The organism is Jannaschia formosa, assembly GCF_003340555.1.
GTDB classification, from domain to species: Bacteria; Pseudomonadota; Alphaproteobacteria; order Rhodobacterales; family Rhodobacteraceae; genus Jannaschia; species Jannaschia formosa.
On record NZ_QPLJ01000013.1, the window covers coordinates 64,605 to 87,448 of the forward strand.

Annotated in this window: 19 protein-coding genes; 12 read left to right on the forward strand and 7 right to left on the reverse strand. The window is 70.0% G+C overall.

The window, feature by feature from the left end:
• Positions 1-70: 70 nt before the first annotated feature.
• From hrcA to DR046_RS14135, 3 genes are read left to right on the forward strand one after another with little or no spacing between them, the layout of a single operon-like run.
• The gene (gene hrcA / locus DR046_RS14125) at positions 71-1,141 is read left to right on the forward strand and encodes a heat-inducible transcriptional repressor HrcA (RefSeq protein WP_115383089.1); all 1,071 of its coding nucleotides are present in this window, start codon (positions 71-73) and stop codon (positions 1,139-1,141) included.
• A gap of 2 nt (positions 1,142-1,143) precedes the next feature.
• The gene (locus DR046_RS14130) at positions 1,144-1,722 is read left to right on the forward strand and encodes a nucleotide exchange factor GrpE (RefSeq protein WP_115383042.1); all 579 of its coding nucleotides are present in this window, start codon (positions 1,144-1,146) and stop codon (positions 1,720-1,722) included.
• Between the two features lie 51 nt (positions 1,723-1,773).
• A complete protein-coding gene (locus DR046_RS14135) occupies positions 1,774-2,175 on the forward strand; it encodes a DUF6636 domain-containing protein (protein WP_115383043.1) in 402 nt (133 codons plus the stop codon).
• A gap of 76 nt (positions 2,176-2,251) precedes the next feature.
• On the opposite strand, the gene DR046_RS14140 is transcribed toward DR046_RS14135, so the two are convergent.
• Both DR046_RS14140 and mutS read right to left on the reverse strand, forming a co-directional pair.
• Entirely contained in the window at positions 2,252-2,671 is a 420-nt protein-coding gene (locus DR046_RS14140; RefSeq protein ID WP_115383044.1) for an ester cyclase, read from the reverse strand.
• Between the two features lie 169 nt (positions 2,672-2,840).
• Positions 2,841-5,432, reverse strand: a complete 2,592-nt coding sequence (mutS, locus tag DR046_RS14145) for a DNA mismatch repair protein MutS (protein ID WP_115383045.1) — start codon at positions 5,430-5,432, stop codon at positions 2,841-2,843.
• A gap of 78 nt (positions 5,433-5,510) precedes the next feature.
• On the opposite strand from mutS, the gene DR046_RS14150 reads away from it, so the two are divergent.
• Together DR046_RS14150 and DR046_RS14155 are read left to right on the forward strand one after the other, a co-directional pair.
• Complete coding sequence (locus DR046_RS14150; RefSeq protein WP_115383046.1) at positions 5,511-7,772, forward strand: NADP-dependent malic enzyme; 2,262 nt, start codon at positions 5,511-5,513, stop codon at positions 7,770-7,772.
• 87 nt (positions 7,773-7,859) lie between these two features.
• Positions 7,860-8,915, forward strand: coding sequence for an extracellular catalytic domain type 1 short-chain-length polyhydroxyalkanoate depolymerase (locus DR046_RS14155; RefSeq protein ID WP_115383047.1), 1,056 nt, complete (start codon positions 7,860-7,862; stop codon positions 8,913-8,915).
• A gap of 127 nt (positions 8,916-9,042) precedes the next feature.
• Here the strand turns inward: DR046_RS14155 and dnaJ are convergent, their stop codons facing one another.
• From dnaJ to dnaK, 3 genes are read right to left on the reverse strand one after another with little or no spacing between them, the layout of a single operon-like run.
• Positions 9,043-10,209, reverse strand: coding sequence for a molecular chaperone DnaJ (gene dnaJ, locus DR046_RS14160; RefSeq protein WP_115383048.1), 1,167 nt, complete (start codon positions 10,207-10,209; stop codon positions 9,043-9,045).
• Positions 10,196-11,059: an FkbM family methyltransferase gene (locus DR046_RS14165; RefSeq protein WP_167767117.1), complete on the reverse strand. Its 864-nt coding sequence runs from the start codon at positions 11,057-11,059 to the stop codon at positions 10,196-10,198. Before DR046_RS14165 ends, dnaJ begins: the two co-directional genes overlap by 14 nt.
• Before the next feature lie 42 nt (positions 11,060-11,101).
• Positions 11,102-13,045, reverse strand: a complete 1,944-nt coding sequence (gene dnaK / locus DR046_RS14170) for a molecular chaperone DnaK (protein ID WP_280652847.1) — start codon at positions 13,043-13,045, stop codon at positions 11,102-11,104.
• Between the two features lie 149 nt (positions 13,046-13,194).
• Between dnaK and DR046_RS14175 the strand changes: the two genes are divergently transcribed.
• Positions 13,195-13,803, forward strand: a complete 609-nt coding sequence (locus DR046_RS14175) for an alpha-ketoglutarate-dependent dioxygenase AlkB family protein (RefSeq protein WP_115383051.1) — start codon at positions 13,195-13,197, stop codon at positions 13,801-13,803.
• A gap of 36 nt (positions 13,804-13,839) precedes the next feature.
• Here DR046_RS14175 and DR046_RS14180 read toward each other — a convergent pair whose 3' ends face one another.
• Together DR046_RS14180 and DR046_RS14185 are read right to left on the reverse strand one after the other, a co-directional pair.
• On the reverse strand, positions 13,840-14,436 hold the full coding sequence (locus DR046_RS14180) for an SH3 domain-containing protein (RefSeq protein ID WP_115383052.1): 597 nt from the start codon (positions 14,434-14,436) through the stop codon (positions 13,840-13,842).
• A gap of 150 nt (positions 14,437-14,586) precedes the next feature.
• Positions 14,587-15,408, reverse strand: coding sequence for an ABC transporter permease (locus DR046_RS14185; protein WP_115383090.1), 822 nt, complete (start codon positions 15,406-15,408; stop codon positions 14,587-14,589).
• 118 nt (positions 15,409-15,526) lie between these two features.
• Between DR046_RS14185 and cysQ the strand changes: the two genes are divergently transcribed.
• The 6 genes from cysQ (at position 15,527) to DR046_RS14215 (ending at position 22,836) form a co-directional block, all read left to right on the forward strand.
• A complete protein-coding gene (cysQ, locus tag DR046_RS14190) occupies positions 15,527-16,324 on the forward strand; it encodes a 3'(2'),5'-bisphosphate nucleotidase CysQ (RefSeq protein WP_115383053.1) in 798 nt (265 codons plus the stop codon).
• Between the two features lie 98 nt (positions 16,325-16,422).
• Positions 16,423-17,316: a UTP--glucose-1-phosphate uridylyltransferase GalU gene (gene galU, locus DR046_RS14195; protein ID WP_115383091.1), complete on the forward strand. Its 894-nt coding sequence runs from the start codon at positions 16,423-16,425 to the stop codon at positions 17,314-17,316.
• 67 nt (positions 17,317-17,383) lie between these two features.
• Positions 17,384-18,442 carry a glycosyltransferase family 2 protein gene (locus tag DR046_RS14200; protein ID WP_245190947.1) on the forward strand — a complete coding sequence of 353 codons (1,059 nt, stop codon included), beginning with the start codon at positions 17,384-17,386 and terminating at the stop codon, positions 18,440-18,442.
• 329 nt (positions 18,443-18,771) lie between these two features.
• Entirely contained in the window at positions 18,772-19,782 is a 1,011-nt protein-coding gene (locus DR046_RS14205) for a glycosyltransferase family 2 protein (protein WP_115383055.1), read from the forward strand.
• The gene (locus tag DR046_RS14210) at positions 19,779-21,461 is read left to right on the forward strand and encodes a DUF5927 domain-containing protein (protein WP_115383056.1); all 1,683 of its coding nucleotides are present in this window, start codon (positions 19,779-19,781) and stop codon (positions 21,459-21,461) included. Before DR046_RS14205 ends, DR046_RS14210 begins: the two co-directional genes overlap by 4 nt.
• Entirely contained in the window at positions 21,451-22,836 is a 1,386-nt protein-coding gene (locus DR046_RS14215; protein ID WP_115383057.1) for a nodulation protein NodH, read from the forward strand. Before DR046_RS14210 ends, DR046_RS14215 begins: the two co-directional genes overlap by 11 nt.
• The last annotated feature ends 8 nt before the right edge of the window (positions 22,837-22,844 follow it).

The window sequence follows — 22,844 nt, forward strand, 5'->3', positions numbered from 1 at the left end:
CGGCGCAAGGCCGCGATTGACCGGGGCCGCAGGGATGAATAGATGCCTATCGCCCCCCCGACGGATGGTCATGACCGAGAACGCCCAGATCCTGTCCGAGATGAACGACCGCTCCCGCGAGGTGTTTCGCCGGGTGGTCGAAGGCTATCTCGGCAGCGGCGATCCCGTCGGCTCCCGCACGCTGACGCGCACCATGTCCGAGAAGGTGTCGGCGGCCACGATCCGCAACGTGATGCAGGATCTCGAATATCTCGGCCTGATCCAGGCGCCGCATGTCTCGGCCGGCCGCATCCCCACGCAGGCGGGGCTGCGGATGTTCGTCGACGGGCTGCTGGAGGCCAAGCTCGGCGACGAGGACCGCGACCGGATCGAGGCCACCGTCGACAGTTCCGAGGACGATGTCGCCGCCATGCTCGACCGCGTGGGCAGCGCGCTCTCGGGCATCACCAAGGGCGCATCGCTGGTCCTCGCGCCCAAGCACGAGGCACCGGTCAAGCATATCGAGTTCGTCTCGCTCGCCGCCGACCGCGCCTTGGTGGTGCTGGTCTTCGCGGACGGCCATGTCGAGAACCGCGTCTTCGTGCCGCCGCCGGGTCAGACCGCGTCGTCGATGCGCGAGGCGGCCAACTTCCTCAACGCGCTCTTCGCCGGGCGCAGTCTGTCCGAGCTCCGCGCCCTGCTTGGTGCCGAGATCGAGGCCCGCCGGCGCGAGCTCGACGGTCTCGCCGCCGAGCTGATCGAGAAGGGCCTGGCCGCCTGGGAAGGCGAGGGCGACCGGGGCGAGCGGCTGATCGTCCGCGGACGCGCCAACCTGCTTGCCGGGGGCGCCGATCCCGAGGACCTGGAGCGTATCCGGACCCTGTTCGACGACCTGGAGCGCAAGCGCGACATCACCGAGTTCCTGCAACTCGCCGAGGAGGGCGAGGGCGTTCGCATCTTCATCGGCTCCGAGAACAAACTCTTCTCGCTTTCCGGTTCATCTCTGGTCGTTTCCCCATATATGAACGCGGACCGGCGAATCGTCGGCGCGGTGGGCGTCATCGGCCCCACCCGCCTGAATTATGGACGTATCGTCCCGATCGTGGACTACACGGCACAACTGGTCGGACGGATGCTGTCCGGCACGAATACGAGAGGCTGAGCATGGCTGACCCGAAGGAGAATCCCTTCCTCGACGATCCCGAAGCGATGGAGGAGGAGTTCGACCTCGACGCCGCGATGGAGGAGGAGCCCGACGGCCCCCCCGAGCGCGCAAGCGACCGCGCCCGCGCCCAGCTCGAGGCCGTCACGGCCGAGCGGGACGAGTTGCGCGACCGGCTGATGCGGTCGCTGGCCGAGGCCGAGAACGTGCGAAAGCGCGCTGCCCGCGACCGCTCCGAGGCGGAGCAGTATGGCGGCTCCAAGCTCGCCCGCGACCTGCTGCCGGTCTACGACAATCTTTCGCGCGCGCTGGACGCCGCCGGGGAAGAGAAGACCGCCATCACCGAGGGGATCGAGCTGACCATGAAGGAACTGGTCGGCGTCTTCGCCAAGCACGGCGTGACCCTCGTCGCGCCGCAGACCGGCGACAAGTTCGACCCGCAGGTGCATCAGGCGATGTTCGAGGCGCCCCTGCCCAACACCAAGGCCGGCGAGATCATCCAGGTCGCCGCGGTCGGCTTCAAGCTGCACGACCGCCTGCTGCGGCCTGCGCAGGTCGGCGTGTCCTCCACCCCGGCCTGAGGCGAGACAGGACGGAATTCGCGCATTAGGGTCGGGTCAGGAGGTATTTCCATGACCCGGCTTCTGGCGCTCGCCGCACTTCTTTTTCCCTTTGCCGCCTCTGCCGATGGCTACGGTTTCCGGACCCCGTCCGGGAACATCTTCTGCAACGGCTCGGTCGAGAACGGCGACATCAGCTGCACAATCGTCGAGCGGTCGGGCTTCCCGCCGATGCCGCGTCCGACTTCCTGCGGGGCGCTCTGGGGGCATGCCTTTTCGCTGGGCAGCACCGGTCCGGCCCGGATGGAATGCAGCAATCCGGCTCGCAAATCGTCCTATACCGACGTGGCGCCCTATGGCGTGACCGGCACCTTCGGCCCGATCACCTGCCAGTCGGAGACAAGCGGCCTGACCTGCCGCAACCGCAGCGGCCACGGCTTCCACCTCTCGCGCGCATCGCAGCGCGTGTTCTGAGCCGGCTCGCGAGCTGCGGCAACCCGAGGGGAACGTCCGGATCGCGCACGCCCCCTCCGGGTCGCCGCCCTGCCCTTCAGGCGGCCGCGGACGGCGGGGCGGCGATCTGCCGCGCCTGGCTTCCCCCGTCCCTGGCGCCCCAACGCCTCGCGATCCGTCCCTCGCGCAGCTCGAACCATTCCATCGCCACGAGTTCGTAGCTCTGGCCGGTCGGCTCTCCCATGTCGAGGAACGGGCCGGTCCAGCGCCCCCGCTCGATATAGAGGACGGCCACGCGGTCGCCCTCGGCGATCATCTCGACCACCTCGAGCCGCATGTTCAGCCCCTCGTGGAGCTGATGCCAGACGGAGCCCGGCGCGAGCGCGGCGGCGATCGGCGCGGTGCCCGTGACGCCCTGGATCGTGGCATCCGGCGTGAACAGCTCCGCAAGACGCAGCCAGTCACCGGCGTTGATTGCCGTGACGTAGGAGGCCACGACGGATCTGTTGTCTGTCATCTGAGTTTTCCCAGGAAACCGCCGGAATGGCGGCGCCCGCAGGATAGGACGCGACGGAGGAGCCGGCAACGCAGCCCAGTCGCCGGCCGCCCCATCGCTCGCCGTCAGGCTCGGGAGTTGGCGGCCAGGACCGCGACGCCTCATAGGGGGACCGTCACCCCGCCCAGCTTCACCCCGACAAGCCCTTCAGCTCGTAGATCAGGTCCAGCGCCTCGCGCGGGCTGAGCGTGTCGGGCAGCACCTCGGCCAGCCGCGCCTCCACGCCGCTCGCCTTCGGCGGGGGTGCGGGCGCGGGCGCCGCGCGAAACAGCGGCAGGTCGTCGATCATCGCCTTGGCCTTGCCGCCGCCCTCGCGCTCGCCCTCCTCCAGCGCCGACAGCACCTCGCGCGCGCGGGCGACCACCGCATCGGGCAGCCCGGCCAGCCGTGCCACCTGCACGCCGTAGGACCGGTCCGCCGCGCCGTCGCGCACCTCGTGCAGGAAGATCACCTCGCCTTCCCATTCCCGCACCGCGACGGTCGCGTTCTCGACCCCGCGAAGCCGCGCGGCGAGCGCGGTCATCTCGTGGTAATGCGTCGCGAACAGGGCGCGGCAGCGGTTCACGTCGTGCAGATGCTCCAGCGTCGCCCAGGCGATCGAGAGCCCATCATAGGTCGCCGTTCCGCGCCCGATCTCGTCCAGGATCACCAGCGCTCGCTCGTCCGCCTGGTTCAGGATGGCCGCCGTCTCGACCATCTCGACCATGAAGGTCGACCGGCCCCGCGCGAGGTCGTCCGAAGCGCCGACCCGGCTGAAAAGTTGCGAGACGATGCCGATATGCGCCGCCTCCGCGGGCACGAAGCTGCCCATCTGCGCCAGCACGGCGATCAGCGCGTTCTGACGCAGCCAGGTCGACTTGCCCGCCATGTTCGGCCCCGTCAGCAGCCGGATCGCCGCGCCCTCCTCCGCCGACAGCTCGGTGTCGTTGGCCACGAAGGGCGCGCCCTCGCGCTTCAGCGCGCGTTCGACGACGGGATGCCGCCCCGCCTCGACCCGGAAGGCGCGCGAGCCGTCGACGACGGGCCGGGACCAGCCCTCGCCGCGGGCGAGGTCGGCGAGCGCGGTCGCCACGTCCAGCTCGGCCAGCGCCCGCGCGGCGGCGAAGATCGCGTCGGCCTCGGCCAGCACGGCGCGGCGGAGCGCGGCGAAGACCCGCTCCTCGATCTCCTGCGCCAGCCCGCCGGCGTTGAGGATGCGTGTCTCCAACTCCGACAGCTCGACGGTCGTGAAACGCACCTGGTTCGCCGTCGTTTGCCGGTGGATGAAACGGTCGTCGCCGCGCATCTTCGCGGCATGGGTGGCGGTCGTCTCGATGAAATAGCCCAGGACGTTGTTATGCTTGATCTTCAGCGAGGCGATGCCCGTCGCCTCGACATAGGTCTGCTGCAATCCCGCAATCACGCCGCGCCCCTCGTCCCGCAGGCGCCGGGCCTCGTCCAGTTCCGGCTCGTGGCCCGGCGCGACGACGCCCCCGTCGCGCAGCATCAGCGGCGGCTCGGCCACCAGCGCGCGGTCGAGCAGGTCGCGCAGGCCCTCCAGCCCGACGAGATCCGAGATATCGAGCGGCAGGTCGCTGTCGTGCAGCGCCGCGTGCAGCCCGTCGGCGGCCGAAAGTCCGTCGCGGATCGCGGCCAGGTCGCGCGGGCCGCCCCGGTCGAGCGACAGGCGCGACAGCGCCCGGTCCATGTCCGGCACCCGGCGCAGCGCGTCGCGCAAGGCGCCCGTCTCGGCCGAGACGGCCCAGTCCACCGCGTCGAGCCGCGACCGGATCACGCTCTCGACCGCCGAGGGGGCCGAGACCCGCCGTTCCAGCAGCCGCGCGCCCCCCGCCGTCACGGTCCGGTCGATTGCCCAGAGAAGCGAGCCATCGCGCCCGCCCGAGGTGCCGCGCACCAACTCCAGGTTGCGGCGGGTGGCGGCGTCGATGGCCATCAACTCTCCGGCCGCCTCGCGGCGTGGGGGCCGCAGCAGCGGCAGGCGGCCCCGCTGCGTCAGCTCCACGTATTCGACCAGCGCGCCCATCGCGCCCAGTTCCGCCCGGTCGAAGCTGCCGAAGCCTTCCAGCGTCTCGACCTCGAACAGCCGCAGGAGCCGCGCCTCGGCCGAGCCGCTGTCGAAGGCGCTCGCCCCCAGCGGCGTGGCGGCGGCGCCGAGGTCTTCGATCACGCGCCCGACGTCTGACCCCTCGACCAGCACCACCTCGCGCACGCCCAGCCGGGCAAGCTCCGGCCCAAGTCGCACGCGGGGGCAGGCGGCGACGTGGAACGCGCCGGTCGAGATGTCGGCCCATGCCAGCGCCCCCTGCCCCCGCACCTCCGCGAAGGCGGCCAGCCAGTTGTTCGCCCGCGCCTCCAGCAACGTGTCCTCGGTCAGCGTGCCGGGCGTGACCAGCCGCACGATCCCGCGCTTCACGACCGACTTCGATCCGCGCTTCTTCGCCTCCTCCGGGCTTTCGAGCTGCTCGCAGACCGCCACGCGAAATCCCTTGCGGATCAGCGTCATCAGGTAGCTCTCGGCGGAATGGACCGGGACGCCGCACATGGCGATGTCCTCGCCCAGATGCTTGCCCCGCTTGGTCAGCGCGATGTCGAGCGCCGCCGCCGCCGCGACGGCGTCGTCGAAGAACAGCTCGTAGAAATCACCCATCCGGTAGAACAGCAGGGCGTCCGGCGCCTCTGCCTTGATCTCCAGAAATTGCGCCATCATCGGCGTGACCGACATATCGTCCCTCCCAGCCGCGCGGACCCTACCCGCGCCCGGACCCGTCCGCTACACCATCCGGACCGAAGGAGGAACGACATGGCCGGACGCAGCAAGATCACCGACGCCGAGGCGCTCGCCTACCACCTGGAGCCGAACCCGGGGAAGATCGAGATCAGCGCCTCGACCGCGATGGCGACGCAGCGCGACCTGTCGCTGGCCTATTCCCCCGGCGTCGCCGTTCCCTGCGAGCGGATCGCCGAGGACCCCGCGCTCGCCTACGACTACACGACCAAGGGCAACCTCGTCGCCGTCATCTCGAACGGCACCGCCGTGCTGGGGCTGGGCAACCTCGGCGCGCTGGCCTCCAAGCCGGTGATGGAGGGGAAGGCTGTTCTCTTCAAGCGCTTCGCCGATGTGAACTCCATCGACATCGAGCTCGACACCGAAGACCCGGAGGAGTTCATCAAGGCGGTCCGGCTGATGACGCCCAGCTTCGGTGGCATCAACCTCGAGGACATCAAGGCGCCCGAATGCTTCATCATCGAGCAGGCCCTGAAGGAGGTCTGCGACATCCCCGTCTTCCACGACGACCAGCACGGGACCGCCGTGATCTGCGCCGCGGGCCTCATCAACGCGCTCCACCTGTCGGGCAAGAAGATCGAGGACGTGAAGATCGTGCTGAACGGCGCGGGCGCGGCCGGGATCGCCTGCATCGAACTGCTTAAGTCGATGGGCGCGCGGCACGAGAACTGCATCACCTGCGACACCAAGGGCGTGATCTATCAGGGCCGCACCGAGGGCATGAACCAGTGGAAATCGGCCCATGCCGTGAAGACCGACCTGCGCACGCTGGACGAGGCGATGCGGGGCGCCGACGTCTTCCTCGGCGTCTCCGCCCGGGGGGCGGTCACGCAGGCCATGGTCGAGTCGATGGCCGAGAACCCGGTCATCTTCGCCATGGCCAACCCGAACCCCGAGATCACCCCCGAGGAAGCGCACGAGGTGCGTCCCGATGCCATCGTCGCGACTGGCCGGTCGGACTACCCCAACCAAGTCAACAACGTGCTGGGCTTCCCCTATCTCTTCCGCGGCGCGCTCGACATCCATGCCCGCGCCATCAATGACGAGATGAAGATCGCCTGCGCCGAGGCGCTGGCCGCGCTCGCGCGCGAGGACGTGCCCGACGAGGTCGCCGTCGCCTATGGCCGCAAGCTGACCTTCGGGCGCGACTACATCATCCCGACGCCCTTCGACCCACGCCTGATCCATGTCATCCCTCCGGCCGTCGCCCGCGCGGGCATGGACACGGGCGTCGCCCGGCGCCCCATCGTCGACATGGAGCGCTATACCAACGACCTCGCCGCCCGCATGGACCCGACCGCCTCGATCCTGCAGGGAATCAGCAGCCGCGCGCGCCAGGCGCAGGCGCGCATGATCTTCGCCGAGGGCGACGACCCCCGCGTGCTGCGCGCCGCCGTCGCCTACCAGCGGGGCGGCTTCGGCAAGGCGCTGGTCGTCGGCCGCCCCGACGACGTGAAGGCCAAGCTGGAGGCGGCCGGCCTCGCCGATGCCGTGCGCGAGCTGGAGGTGGTGAACGCCGCCAACACCCGGCACCTCGATACCTACAAGGCGTTCCTCTACGCCCGCCTGCAGCGGCAGGGCTACGACCAGCAGGACGTGCACCGGCTCGCCTCCCGCGACCGGCATGTCTTCGCCGCGCTGATGCTGGCCCACGATCACGGCGACGGGCTTGTCACCGGGGCCACGCGCAAGTCGGCCCACGCGATCCGCCTCCTGGACCATGTCTTCGACATCCAGCGCAACGACCTGGCGGTGGGCATCACCGCCCTGCTGCATCGCGGCAAGATCGTGCTGATCGGCGACACGCTGGTCCACGAATGGCCGGAGGAGGAAGACCTCGCCACCATCGCCGAGGCCGGCGCGCGCGTGGCCCGCGACCTCGGGCTGGAGCCGCGCGTAGCCTTCGTCAGCTTCTCGACCTTCGGTTACCCGGTGTCGGAGCGGGCGACCAAGATGCATCTCGCGCCCGACGTGCTGGAGGCGCGGGGTGCCGATTTCGAGTACGAGGGCGAGATGACGGTCGACGTCGCGCTGAACCCGGACGCGCGGGCGAACTATCCGTTCTCGCGCCTGACGGGGCCCGCCAACGTGCTGGTCGTGCCGGCGCGGCACTCCGCCTCGATCTCGGTCAAGCTGATGCAGGAGATGGCCGGCGCGACGGTCATCGGGCCGATCCTGACCGGGATCGACCGGCCCGTGCAGATTGCCTCGACCGGGTCGACGGCAAGCGACATCCTCAACATGGCCCTGCTGGCGGCCTGCCGCGTGGGGGGCTGATGCTGCGGTTGCACTTGCGTTTTCTGCAGTGCAGCATAGATGTCGGAAATGGCCTGCGCTGAAGGCTCGTTCCCAAGGAGGCCCCGAATGGCCGATATGACCGACATCCTGAACCTGGTCCGCCAGGGCCAACTCGGAGAGGCGACGGAGGCGATCCAGCGCAGACTCGGCTCGGGCGCGGAGGCGCGCCGCGATCCGCCGATGAAGGACGTCACCCCGACGCAGCGCGTCCTGCCCGACCCGAACCCGGCGAAGCCCCGGCGCGCCAAGACCGTCCGCCCGCGGAAAGCCGCCTGGCACGATCCGGTCGGCACCGGGAGGCCCGTGACCTCGCCCCCGCTGCCCGAAGGCGGTCGCTGGCAATCGCGGCAGGGGGCCCTGCCTTATCGGCTGTTTGTGCCCGCGGCGCCCGCCGCCGAGGCGCCGGTGATCGTCATGCTGCACGGCTGCACCCAGACGCCCGAGGATTTCGCGGCCGGCACGGCGATCTGCGCCGCCGCCGACGCCATCGGCGCCCATGTCGTCTTCCCCGAGCAGTCCCGCCGGGCCAACGCCAATCTCTGCTGGAACTGGTTCGAGCCAGGCCACCAGGGCCGGGCCGGAGAGGCCGAGGCCATCGCCGCCGCGACCCGCGACGTGCTGGCCGGGATCGGTGAGGATCGCGCCGTTCATGTCGCGGGCCTGTCGGCGGGGGGCGCCATGACGGCGATCCTCGGCGCGCGCTATCCGGACCTCGTGACCTCCGTCGCCATCCATTCCGGCCTGCCGGTCGGGTCGGCGCGCGACGTCGGCTCCGCCTTCGCGGCGATGGGATCGGGCGGCCGGGCGGCGGTGCCGCTGGCCGTGCCGGCGATCGTGTTCCACGGGACCGCGGACCGGACGGTCGCGTCAGCGAATGGGACGGCCTTCCTTTCCGAAGGGGCCACGCAGGTCCGCACCGCGGAGCAGGGTGGCCGCCGCGCGACGATCCGGACCGCCGAGACGCCTGCGCGCGTGGAACTGTGGGAGATCGAGGGGCTGGGCCACGCCTGGTCCGGCGGCGATACCCGCGGCAGCTATGCCGACCCGCAGGGCCCCGATGCGACGGCCGAGATGATGCGGTTCTTCGCCGAGACCAGGCGCACGGATCGAGGGTCGTCCTGACGACGGCCGAGGCGAGGCGCCCGGCTCCCGGGCCGGGTCGCCGCGCCGCCGGCCGTCGAGGCGAGGGCTGTCGCTGGCTTCGACCGGGGATCCAACGAAAAAGGGGCGCCTTGCGGCGCCCCTTTGGTCACTGGGTCATGTCGTCCCAGAAGCCCTTCACCTTGCGGAAGAACGAGTCTCCCTTGGGGTTGTTGTCCTGCGCCAGCTTCTCGAACTCGCGCAGCAGGTCCTTCTGGCGCGGGGTCAGGTTCACCGGCGTCTCGACCGCCAGCTCGATGAACATGTCGCCGACCGCGCCGCCGCGCAGGGCGGGCATGCCCTTGCCGCGCAGCCGCATCTGCCGCCCGGTCTGCGAGCCTTGCGGCACCTTCACCCGCGAGCGCCCGCCGTCGATCGTCGGCACCTCGACCTCGCCGCCGAGCGCGGCAGCGGTCATCGCCACCGGCACGTTGCAGTAGAGATTGATCCCGTCGCGCTGGAAGATCGGGTGATCCTCCACCTCGATGAAGATATAGAGGTCGCCGGTCGGTCCGCCGCGCAGCCCGGCCTCGCCCTCGCCCGACAGGCGGATGCGGGTCCCGGTCTCGACCCCGGCGGGGACGTTGACGGACAGCTGCCGCTCCTTCTCGACCCGGCCGCCGCCGCCGCAGGCGGAGCAGGGGTTCTTGATGATCTGGCCCGCGCCCGAGCAGGTCGGGCAGGTACGCTCTACGGTGAAGAAGCCCTGCTGCGCGCGGACCTTGCCCATGCCGGCGCAGGTCGGGCAGGTCACCGGTTCCGACGCGCCCTCGGTCCCCTTGCCGTCGCACTTGCTGCACTGGACGGCGGTCGGCACGGTGATCGTCTTCTGATCGCCGGTGAAGGCCTCTTCCAGGGTGATGCGCATGTTGTAGCGCAGGTCCGAGCCGCGGGTGGCGCGGGCGCGGCCGCCGCGGGCGCCGCCGGGCTGGCCGCCCATGAAGTCGCCGAACAGATCCTCGAACACGTCCGAGAAGGCCGAGGCGAAGTCGCCCTGGCCCTGCGGCCCGGCGCCCGGACGGCGCGGTCCGCCGCCGCCGCCCATCCCGCCCTCGAAGGCGGCATGGCCGAAGCGGTCATAGGCGGCCTTCTTCTCGGCGTCCTTAAGGACGTCGTAGGCTTCGTTCGCCTCCTTGAACTGCGCCTCGGCCTTCGGGTTGTCCTTGTTGCGGTCGGGGTGAAGCTCCTTGGCCTTGGTGCGGTAGGCCTTCTTGATCTCGTCGGCGCTGGCGCCCCGCGCGACGCCGAGCGTCTCGTAGTAGTCACGTTTCGCCATCGGTCTCGTCCATCTCTGAGGCGGCCGTCGGCCGCGCAAAAATCGTGTTCTCGCTCGGCCGCGCCACGACGGCATAGCCATGGGCGAGGAGGAGCTTGTCGAGTTGCCCCGACCGGTCGTGCCAGGTCTCCAGCACGATGAGCCGGGGCAGCATTGCTTCGGGCGCATCCCGCAGGAACGCCCGGAGGATCGGCTCCTCGTGCCCTTCGACGTCCATCTTCAGGGCGTCGACCCGGTCCAGCCCCGCCTCCTCGAGCAGATCGAGAAGGGGCCGCACCGGCAGTTCGATTTCGCCGTCATCCGCGACCCGGGCCCTGCCGCGGTTTTCGAGCCCTTCGGACCGGAAGCGCAGCGTGCCGCTCCTGTCCGACAGCCCGACGCGGAACAGCTCGACATCCGTGGCGGCGTTGGCGGCGATGTTCGCCTCCAGCCGGGATGCGTTGACCGGATCGGGTTCGACCGCGATGAGGCGGCCCGGCCGTCCCGCTTCCTGCAGCAGCGCGCGGACCATTAGCGTGTAGGCCCCGACATTCGCGCCGACATCGACGAAGACGAACGGGTCCGCACTCTGGGCGACAGAGGCGGCGATGGCCGCACGTTCCGCCGGATCGAAAAACTGGGAGCCGCAGAACAGCCGCTTCTCGGTCCGGTTGTCGTAGAGATGCAGCCGGACCCGCTGCGTCCCGAAGATCGTGACGTCCGCCGGCTTGCGCCAGACCGTCCGGATGAACCGGCGCACGAGGCGGGTCGCCCGCGCCGACCGCATCCGCTCCGTTTCGGCACGAAGCCGCTCCAGAGGAGCGGGCAGGGCGAAGGCGCCGAACGGAGGATCGATTTGCTGCTGGGTCATTCCAGGCATCGGGGCGCCGGTGGTCCGGCGCCCCATCGCAGATCAGGAGGCGCGCTTGTTGTCATCGCCGAGGTCCTCGAAATCGGCATCGAGGATCTCGTCGTCGGCGCTCCGGCCACCCTCGCCCGGGCCGCGGCCATCGTCATCGGACTGCTCCGACTGGGCCTGCGACTTGTAGATCGCCTCGCCCAGCTTCATCGCGGCCTCGGTCACGTTCTGGATGCCCGACTTGATCTTGCCGGCATCGTCGCCTTCCATCGTCTCCTCGAGGGCCGAGACGGCCAGCTCGATCGCCTCGACGGTCGAGGGGTCGACCTTGTCGCCATGCTCCTCGAGCGACTTCTTGGTCGAGTGCACGAGGCTCTCGGCCTGGTTGCGCGCCTCGACAAGCTCCCGGCGACCCTTGTCGGCCTCGGCATTCGCCTCGGCGTCCTTGACCATCTTCTCGATCTCGTCGTCCGACAGGCCGCCCGACGCCTGGATCGTGATCTGCTGCTCCTTGCCGGTCGCCTTGTCGCGGGCGCCCACCGACACGATGCCGTTGGCGTCGATGTCGAAGGTCACCTCGATCTGCGGCATGCCGCGCGGAGCGGGCGGGATGTCCTCCAGATTGAACTGGCCGAGCATCTTGTTGTCGGCCGCCATCTCGCGCTCGCCCTGGAAGACCCGGATCGTGACCGCGTTCTGGTTGTCCTCGGCGGTCGAGAAGACCTGCGACTTCTTAGTCGGGATCGTCGTGTTGCGGTCGATGAGCCGGGTGAACACGCCGCCCAGCGTCTCGATGCCGAGCGACAGCGGCGTCACGTCCAGAAGGACCACGTCCTTGACGTCACCCTGCAGCACGCCCGCCTGGATCGCGGCGCCCATGGCGACGACCTCGTCGGGGTTCACGCCCTTGTGCGGCTCCTTGCCGAAGAACTTGGTCACTTCCTCGATGACCTTCGGCATCCGGGTCATGCCGCCGACCAGCACCACCTCGTCGATCTCGGAGGTCGAGAGGCCCGCATCCTTCAGCGCGTCCTTGCAGGGCTTGATCGACTGCTTGATCAGGTCCGCCACGAGGCTTTCCAGCTTGGCGCGGGTCAGCTTCATCACGAGGTGCAGCGGCTGGCCGTTGGAACCCATCGAGATGAACGGCTGGTTGATCTCGGTCTGCTGGCTGCTGGACAGCTCGATCTTGGCCTTCTCGGCGGCTTCCTTCAGGCGCTGAAGCGCCATCTTGTCCTTGGTCAGATCGGTGCCGTGCTCTTTCCTGAACTCGTCGGCCAGGTAGTTGACGATCCGCATGTCGAAGTCCTCGCCGCCGAGGAACGTGTCCCCGTTGGTCGACTTCACCTCGAAGAGGCCGTCGTCGATCTCGAGGATGGACACGTCGAACGTGCCGCCGCCGAGGTCGTAGACGGCGATCGTCTTGGAATTTTCCTTGTCGAGACCGTAGGCCAGCGCGGCGGCCGTCGGCTCGTTGATGATGCGGAGCACTTCCAGGCCGGCGATCTTGCCGGCGTCCTTGGTGGCCTGGCGCTGGGCGTCGTTGAAGTAGGCGGGCACGGTGATGACGGCCTGCGTCACCTCTTCGCCAAGATACTTCTCGGCGGTGTCCTTCATCTTCTGCAGGATCAGCGCGGAGACCTGGCTGGGGGAATACTTCTCGCCGCGAATCTCGACCCAGGCGTCGCCGTCCTTGGAGACGACGTTGTAGGGGAGGTTCTTCTTGTCCTTGGCAAGATGCTCGTCGTCGAAGCGGCGGCCGATAAGGCGCTTGACGCCGAAGACGGTGTTCTCGGGGTTGGTCACGGCCTGCCGCTTGGCGGGCTGGCCGACCAGCTTCTCTTCTTCGGTATAACCGACGATCGAGGGCGTCGTGCGCGCCCCTTCGGAGTTCTCGATGACGCGCGGCGTCGAGCCGTCCATGATGGCGACGCAGGAGTTCGTGGTCCCGAGGTCGATGCCGATGACTTTAGCCATTTCGTGTTCCTCTCTGGCGATTTGCTCGTCCCGGGGCCCGTCATGGCACCCCGGTCCTCATCCCTATGAATGCGGTGGGGTGGCGCCCCGCCCCGCGGTTCGGAGGGTATATAGGAGGGGGGTTTTGGGCTCGCAAGGACGTGAAGGGACTCAAATCGACAGGGATTCCGATGCGTGACGTAAGGGGTTTCCGGCTGTTAGACGGGTGGCTCGACCGCCCCGCGCAGCAGGCAATGGTGGACGAGATCCGCGCCGTCCTGCGGGCCGCGCCGCTCGTCCGACCCGTGACACGGCGCGGGCAGCCGCTCTCCGTGCGGATGAGTTCGGCCGGGCGGCTGGGCTGGGTCACGGACCGGCGCGGCTATCGCTATGAGCCGCGCCATCCCTCGGGCGTGGCCTGGCCGCCGATTCCCGAGCCGGTGCTGGCGGTCTGGAAGGGCGTCGTTCCGGAGGCCCGGCTACCCGACAGCTGCCTGATCAACTGGTACGACCCGCAGGCGCGGATGGGGATGCACCAGGACCGCGACGAGGCGGACCTGACGCAGCCGGTCGTGTCGATCTCGCTGGGCGACGACGCGCTGTTCCGGATCGGGAACCTCGAACGGGGCGGCCGGACCGAGAGCGTCTGGCTCCGCTCGGGCGATGTGATGGTGATGGGTGGCGAAGCGCGGCTGACCTTCCACGGGATCGACCGGATTGCGCCGGGCACGTCGACCCTGCTCGACGCGCCGGGGCGGATCAACCTGACGCTGCGGGTGGCGGGGGGATCCGAGGGGTGACGGACGGGTGATCCACGGGTGATGCACGTCGGACGTTCAGCGGCTGAGCGAGCAGCAGCCCGACAGCACCGTTTCCTCGCGCAGCGCGTCGAAGGCGAGGCCGTAGGCGCGGTCCGACATGCCGTCGTTGCAGGCCTCGGACGAGATCACGCCCTCGATCCAGCGGCCCTCGGGCAGGGCGACGCGCAGACCGTGCCGGTCGCGCCGGTTGGGGCTGCCCAGCCGGGCCACGACCGAGCCGTCCAGCGACATCTCGGGCGTCGAGAAGGTCGCCGCGTCGCCGTCGATCGCGAGGTTCCAGAACGGCTCCGTTCCGAAGCACCGGGCGAGCATCGGGAAGGCGCCGTCCCACTGCCCCGGATGCCGCTCGAGGAAGGCGAGCGAGACCCAGCCCGTGCCCCCGGCCGTGTTCACGAGGCCCCAGTCCTGCCGCTCGTTCGGGCGGACGACTTCGATATCGGTCGCGTCGGGCGCGAAGCTGCCGATGATCTCGGAACCGGCGCTGGGCTCGGCCCGGATGTTGAGCACGTCGTCGGAGGCGACCCCGGTCACGTCATGGAGCGCGGGCCAGCCGTCCTGGGTCGCGAGGGCGGGCGTGCACAGAAGGAGGAAGGCGATGAGGAAGGCGCGCATCTTCGGTCTCCGTGTCTGGATGTCATGCCGGAACGTAGCACATTCCGGCGAGCGCGGACCGGGGCTCTGCCCCGGACCCCGGCATATTTTTGGAGCATCGAAGGGGGCTGCGCGATATGGCGCGCTGCCAAGGGGACCTGCGCGCCGGGGCTACCGCCCTGCCGACCAGGACATCGAGGCGTGGCGCCGCGTGTAGAACTCGCCCATCAGGCCGATCAGAAGAAGGATCGCGCTGACGATCAGGGGATAGCTCCAGCTCGTGTAATGCGGGGAGTAGTTGACGAAGGTATAGCCCCGCGCCTGGTCGATCGCGTGGAACAGCGGGTTCCAGGTGAAGTAGGGCAGGAAGGTCGAGGGCAGGGTGTTGGCGACGAACATCTTGCCGGAGAAGACCATGTTGGCCCGCGAATAGACCGTATTGGCGATCTGCACGAAGTTCGGGAACCAGGGCTTGAGCGCCAGCAGCACCAGCCCGACCGCCACGCCCGAGAACCAGGCCAGCAGGAACATGGCGAAGGCGCCGACGGGATCGTTGATCTCGACCGGGTGCCAGACGACGTGGACGGCGAAGAGGACGACCGACAGCGACAGGAACTGCAGGTAGAGCGCCGAGAGCGCCGCCGCGAGGATGGCGACGGCCGTGTTCATCGGCGCGTGCTTCATCATCGGCGAGGCCGGTCCCTCGGACCCGACCACCGCGCCCGAGGCCTTCACATGGGTCAGGAACAGGAAGATCCCCGACATCAGGTAGAGCATGAAGTCGCCGCGGATCGCCGAGCCGCGGATGCCGAGAAGCATGAACAGCAGGAAGAAGGCCGCCAGGAAGACGACCGTCTGCAGCACGTTCATGCCCAGCGCGACCAGCGCGTTGCCATGCCCCTTGCGCGCCTGGCGCACGGTGGCGTGGAACACCCGCTCCGCCAGCGTGAACGCGCCCGCGAGCCTGCCTTCGCCTCGGTCTACCCCGAACACCGGGACCTCCTTTGTCGTGTTGCCCAAGTGGCGCGTTGCCAGCATAAGGCCTGCGTCCCGCAAGGTCAGCCCCGCTGGCCGCAGGATCGTGCAAGCCGATTTGAGGAAGGGTCTAGCGATGGATTTTGACCGAATGATGGTGGTGCTCCGCCGTCTCGCGCTCGAGGCGGGGGACGCGATCATGGAGATCTACGGGTCGGAGGATTTCGGGACCCGCGCCAAGTCCGACGAAAGCCCCGTCACCGCCGCCGACGAGGCCGCCGATGCGCTGATTTCCGCCGGTCTGCGCGCGGCCTTCCCGGACGCCGTGATCGTCACCGAGGAACAGTCGGCCACGCACGGCCAGAGCGCCCGCGACTTCTTCATCGTCGACCCGCTCGACGGGACCAAGGAATTCGTCCAGCGCCGGGGCGACTTCACGGTCAACATCGCCTGGGTCGAGAACGGCGTGCCGGTGCGCGGCGTGGTCTACGCCCCCGCCAAGGGCCGCCTGTTCCTGACCCGGGCCGACGGCACCTCGGTCGAGGAGGCGGGGCCGTTCGACAAGGACAGGCCCGGGACCATGACCGAGCTCCGGGTCAGGACGCCCGACCCTTCGGCGCTGCTGGTCGTCGCGTCGAAATCGCACCGGGACGCGGCGACCGACGCCTATATCGGGAAGTATTCCGTGGCCGACATGCGCTCGGCCGGGTCGTCGCTGAAGTTCTGCCTGGTGGCGACCGGCGAAGCGGATCTCTATCCGCGGCTCGGCCGGACGATGGAATGGGACACGGCGGCGGGCCATGCCGTGCTGGCGGGCGCCGGCGGCCGGGTCGTGCGCTTCGATGACCATGCGCCCTTGATCTATGGCAAGGACGGCTTCGCGAATCCGTTCTTCATTGCCCATGCGCCGGGTATCGCACTGATTCCCGGCTGAACCGGCTTGTTTCCATGGGGACCATGACCCCATCCGTCGGTTGTGCTATCGCGAGTCAAATCTCCGGCCCTGCCGGATCTCCAATGAAGGACGTTTCCATGCCCACACCCGTCACCAAGGCCATCTTTCCCGTGGCAGGCCTGGGGACCCGGTTCCTGCCTGCGACCAAGTCGGTCCCGAAGGAGATCATGACGCTCGTCGACCGTCCGCTGATCCAGTACGCGATCGACGAGGCCCGCGCCGCCGGCATCGAGGAGTTCATCTTCGTCACCGCGCGCGGGAAATCGGCATTGGAGGACTATTTCGACCACTCGCCCGAGCTGGAGCGGGCGCTGGAGGACAAGGGCAAGGCCGAGCTGCTGGACGCGCTGCGCGACACCTACATGGAAAGCGGGCAGATCGCCTATATCCGCCAGCACAAGGCCCTGGGCCTGGGTGACGCGGTGCGCTGCGCCCGCCGGCTGATCGGCGATGAGCCCTTCGCCGTGATCCTGCCCGACGACGTGATCGCGGCCGAGGAGCCCTGCCTCAAGCAGATGGTCGAGGCCCATGCCGAGACCGGCGGCAGCCTCGTCGCGGCGATGGAGGTGCCGACCGAAAAGACCTCGGCCTACGGCATCCTCGACGTCGAGTCCGAGGAGGGGGCCGCGGTCAAGGTGCGCGGGATGGTCGAGAAGCCGAAGGCCGAGGACGCGCCCTCGAACCTGGCGGTGATCGGGCGCTACATCCTGTCGCCCGCGGTGATGGATCACCTCGACAACACCGACAAGGGCGCCGGCGGCGAGATCCAGCTGACCGACGCCATCGCCAGGGAGATCGAGCTGGGCGCGCCGGTCCACGGCTTCCGCTTCAAGGGCCAGCGCTACGATTGCGGGTCGAAGGCAGGGTTCCTGCAGGCGACGGTGGCCTTCGGGCTGGACCGGCCGGACCTGCGCGACGAGCTGCGGGCCTTCCTGACCGAAATCATCTCGGTCCAGACGGCGGCGGAGTAGCGGGCGCGGCGGGGATCGGTCGCGGCGAGGCGCCTGCGGCACGCGCGCCATGGGAGGTCCGGGATCCGTGTCGGGAGGGGGGCGTTCCGGAGCTTCGGCAGAACGCGAGCCGGGCGACGATCCCTGGACGGCCTACAAGCTGCGCTGGCGGCGGCGGCGCCTGCTGCTGCGGTCGATGCGCAAGGCCGGGCGGCTGCGGGCCGTCCGCGACCGGACCGCGGCGATCGCGCCGGGCGACGTGCTGGTCTTCTCGACGATGCGCAACGAGGCGCTGCGCCTGCCCTGGTGGCTGGCGCATCTCCGCGCGCTGGGCGTCGGGCACTTCCTGATCGTGGACAACGGCAGCGACGACGGTTCGCCCGGGATGCTGGCCGGGGAGCCGGACGTGTCGCTCTGGTCGACGGCGGACGGCTACAAGTCGTCGCGCTTCGGGGTGGACTGGCTGACGGTGCTGATGCGGCGGCACGGGCACGGGCACTGGTGCCTGACGGTCGATGCGGACGAGCTGCCGGTCTATGCCCATCACGACGGCCGCAACCTGCGCGCGCTGACGGGCTGGCTGGATCATGTCGGGCGGCGCAGCATGGGCTTCCTGATGCTGGACCTCTACCCGCGGGGGCGGCTGGGCGAGACCGCCTACCGCGCTGGGCAGGATCCGGTCGAGGCGCTGCCCTTCTTCGACGCGGGCAACTACGTCGCGACGCGGCAGCCGAAGCTGCAGAATCTCTGGGTGCAGGGCGGCGTGCGCTCGCGCATGTTCTTCGCGACGGAGCCGCGGCGCGGGCCGACCCTGTCCAAGGTGCCGCTGATCCGCTGGCACCGGGACTATGCCTATGTCTCCTCGACGCATACCGCGCTGCCGCGGGAGCTGAACCATGTCTACGACCGCGACGGGGGCGAGGCGCCCACCGGGGTGCTGCTGCACACGAAGTTCCTGCCCAACATCCTCGCCAAGTCCGAGGAGGAGAAGGCGCGGCGGCAGCATTTCGAGAATTCGGACCTGTATCGGGGCTATTACGACGCGCTGACCGGGGATCCGGTGCTCTGGTGCGCGCGGTCGACGCGCTATCACGGCTGGCGCCAGCTGGAGGCGCTGGGGCTGATGTCGCGCGGGGGATGGGAATGAGGGGGGACGGGCGCGCGGGGGCATCGAGCCCCCGCGCGCCCGGGCCTTCGGCCGTTCTCCGGCCCGACGCCTGCGATCGGGGCGGCGTCGGAGGGGGCGCTGCCCCCGCGCCTGCGGCGCCCCCCGGAGTATTTCCGGCCACAGGAAGGGGGGAGGGGCGGCGCGTCGGGCCCGGTTGTGGGAGGCCGGGGCGTGCACGGTTCGGCAACCCTTTGGTGCGACGACATCGGGAGGTTGCGGGGCCGAAAACTCGCCACGATTGTCGTCTAGGGGGGCGGGGCAGGAGCGGTGTGATGAGTAACGGAACGGAACGCGGGCAGGGCTGAAGGATGGGCGTCGTCTCCTCCTACCGGATGCGGCTACGGCGCAAGCTGTGGGTGGCGCGCGCGCGGGCGCGGCGCAGCCAGTTGCGCGCCGTCGCCGACCGGACCCGCGCGATCCGGGGCGGCGACCTGCTGGCCTTCACCACGCTCCGGAACGAGCGGCTGCGGCTTCCCTATTTCCTCGACTACTACCGGCGGCTCGGGATCGACCATTTCCTGATGGTCGACAACGACAGCGTCGACGGGACCCGGGATTATCTGGCCGCGCAGCCCGACGTCTCTCTCTGGACGACCGAGGCCAGCTATCGCGCCTCGGCCTACGGGGTCGACTGGCTCAACGGGCTGGCGCGGAGCCACGGGGCGCGGCACTGGTGCCTGACGGTCGATGTGGACGAATTCCTAGTCTACCCGTTCTGCGACAGCCGGCCGCTGCGCGCGCTGACCGACTGGCTGGACGCCTCGCAGATCCGGTCCTTCGGGGCGATGCTGCTGGACATGTACCCGAAGGGCCCGCTGGCCGCGCAGCCCTATTCCGAGGGGCAGGACCCGTTCGAGATCGCCGCCTGGTTCGACGCCGGCAACTACGTGATGGAGCGGAACCCTGGGCTGGGCAACCTGTGGATCCAGGGCGGGGTGCGGGCGCGGGCTTTCTTCGCCGATGCCCCGCGCAAGGCGCCCGCGCTCAACAAGACGCCGCTGGTCCGATGGGCGCCGGGCTATGCCTATGTCTCCTCGACCCATGCGCTGCTGCCGCGGGGCCTGAACCGCACCTTCGAGGAGGCGGGCGGCGAGAAGGCGTCGGGCGTCCTGCTGCACGCGAAGTTCCTCGACACGTTCGGCGCCCGCGCCGAGGAGGAGGCCGCGCGGGGCGAGCATTACCGTGCCGCCGACGAATACAGGGCCTATGCCGAGGGGCTGGAGGGCGGGCGCGACCTGTGGTGTCGCTGGTCGGAGCGGTATATCAACTGGCGCCAGCTCGAAATCCTCGGGCTGATCTCCAAGGGGAACTGGGCATGAGCCTCGGCTTCGTCCTGCTGGTCCACACCGCCTTCGACCGGACCGAGCAGGTCGCGCGCCACTGGGCCGCGGCCGGCTGTCCGGTGGTGATCCATGTCGACGCCAAGGTTCCACGCGCCGCCTTCCGCGCCTTCCGCGACCGGTTCGGGGATGCGCCGCTCATCCGGTTCTGCGGCCGGGTGCGGGTCGAGTGGGGCACCTGGTCGCTGGTGGCGGCGACGCAGACGGGGTGCGAGCGGATGCTCGCCGCCTTTCCCGAGGTGCGGCATGTCTATCTCGCCTCCGGCTCCTGCCTGCCGCTTCGGCCGGTGGCGGAGCTGACGGGCTATCTCGCCGACCGGCCGGGCGTCGACTTCATCGAGAGCGTGGCGGTGGAGGAGGCCGACTGGGCCGTGGACGGGCTGGAGGCGGAGCGGTTCACGCTGCATTTCCCCTTCCCTTGGCGCCGGCGGCGGCGGCTGTTCGACGCCTTCACCGAGTTGCAGCGCCGGCTGGGCGTGGCGCGCAAGCTGCCCGAGGGGATCGTCCCGCATCTGGGCAGCCAGTGGTGGTGCCTGACCCGCGAGACGCTGGAGGCGATCCTGACCGCGCCGGACCGGCGGGCGATGGATGCCTGGTTCTCGCGCGCGTGGATCCCGGACGAGAGCTATTTCCAGACCCTCGCGCGGCGCCATTCGACCCGGATCGAAAGCCGGTCTCTGACGCTGGCCAAGTTCGACGTGCAGGGCAAGCCGCATATCTTCTACGACGACCACCGCCCCCTGCTGGAGCGGTCGGACTGCTTCGTCGCGCGCAAGGTCTGGCCGGGGGCGGAGGGGCTGTATTCCACCTTCCTCGACCCCGACCGGCCCGCCGCCCGCATGGCGGAGCCCGATCCGGGCAAGATCGACCGCGTCTTCTCGCGTGCCAACCGGCGGCGGGCGAACGGGCGCGCGGGACTCTACAACCAGGGCCGGTTCCCGGCGAAGGGGCGCGAGGGCAAGCTGACCGCCGCGCCCTTTGCGGTGTTCTGCGGTCTCGGCGCGCTGTTCCCGGACTGGGAGCCGTGGCTGGCCCGGCGTCTTGGCGGGCGGGTTCACGGGCATCTCTACCACCCCGAGGGGGCGGAGTTCGCGGGGCGGGAGGAGGTGCTGAACGGCTGCCTATCGGCCAGCCCGGCGCTGCGCGACTACCGGCCGGAGCAGTTCCTGGCGAACCTGATCTGGAACACGCGGGGCGAGCGGCAGACCTGGCAGTTCGGACCGGGCGACACGCAGGCGGCGATGCCCTTCGTGCTGCGCGACCGGAACGCGACCGTCACCGTCGTCTCCGGCGCCTGGGTCGTGCCGCTGATCGCCTCGGACCGCCCGTTCGACGAGGTCCGGGCCGAGATCGCGCGGCTGCAGCGGATCGAGGCGGCTTTCCTGCGACTGCTCGACGGGCCCGAGGTCGCCGCGCGGCTGCATCGCTGGACCCTGGCCGAGTTCGCGGCCGGGCCCGAGGACCGGCTTGCCCCCGTCCTGGCCGAGATCGGCGGGACCGAGGGCGCGCGCCCGCTGCCCGCGATGCGGCCGCTGTCGGCTGTGCCCGACTTTCTGCAACGGCTGCGCAACGCCGGGGTGAAGCCCGTGGTGATGGGGGATTTCGGCGTGCCCGTCTCCACGCCGCCCCGGGTCGGGGGGCCGGGGCTTGTTCGCTAGGTTCGACGCCTTCGTGCTGTTCGCCGAGATGCGGACGGGATCGAACCATCTGGAGGCCTCGCTGAGCGCCCTGGCGGACGTCACCGGACATGGCGAGGTCTTCAACCCCGTCTTCATCGGCAAGCCGACCGGAGAGGAACTGTTCGGCATCGACCTCGCCGCGCGCGAGGCCGATCCGCTCCCGCTGCTCGACCGGCTGGTGGCTCAGGAGGGACTGCCGGGCTTCCGCTATTTCCACGACCACGATCCGCGGGTTCTGGCGCCGGTGCTGGACAACCCGCGCATCGCCAAGGTGATCCTGACGCGCAACCCGCTGGACAGCTATGTCAGCCTCGCCATCGCGCGCGAGACCGGGCAATGGCGGCTGACCAACCCGAAGATGGCGAAGGCGGCGCTCGTGCGGTTCGACGGGGCCGAGTTCGACGCGCTGGTGGCGCGACAGGCGGCGTTCCGCGACCGGGTGGCGGTGGCGCTGCAACGTTCGGGGCAGGTGCCGTTCTGGATCGGCTACGACCAGATCGGCGACCTGGAGGTGCTGAACGGGCTGGCCGCCTTCCTCGGCAGCACGGACCGGCTGACGGAGGTGCCGGGCAAGCTGAAGCGGCAGAATCCCGCCCCGGTCGAGGAGAAGGTCGAGAACCCCGAGGAGATGCGGGCGCATCTGGCCCGGCTGGACCCGTTCCTGATGGCGCGCCCGGCGGCGCCGGACCCCGCGCCCCGGGCCGACCTGACGGGTCTGGTCGCGGCGGCCGAAAGCCCGCTGATCCATGTCGGGCTGCCGGGGGGGCCGCACGCGGCCGTCGCCGCCTGGCTCGGCGCGGTGGACGGGGCGCCGGCGGCGGGGGATTTCGACGAACGCGGATTGCGGCGCTGGCTGCGGGGCGCGAAGGGCTTCACCAGCTTCTGCGTGCTGCGGCATCCGCTGGACCGGGCCTGGGCCGCGTGGCGCGCCGTGTTGGACGGGCGCGGGCGCGAGGCCAACACCGTCCGCCGGGTGATGGTCAACCAGCACGGGGTCCTTCTGCCCGAGGACGGCCCCGAGGCGGAGGGTTTCGCGGGGTTCCTGCGCTTTCTCGGCGCGGTGCGGGGCGGGCAGTCGGCCCTGCCGGTCGCGCCGGGCTGGGAGGGGCAGGCGGAGCTTCTGGCCGGGATGGCGCAGACGCTCATCCCCCAGCGGGTGATCCGCGAGGCCGACGCGCAGGCGGAGCTGGACCGGCTGGCGGCGGCGGTGGGACGGAGGCCGCAGCCCTTCGGGATCGCGGAGGCGGGGCCGAAGCTGGCCGAGGTCTACCGGCCGGAGCATGACGACCTGGCCGTCGCGGCCTATCGGCGCGACTATCGGCAGTTCGGCTTCCGGCGGTGGAAGAACAGCTGAGGCGCGGC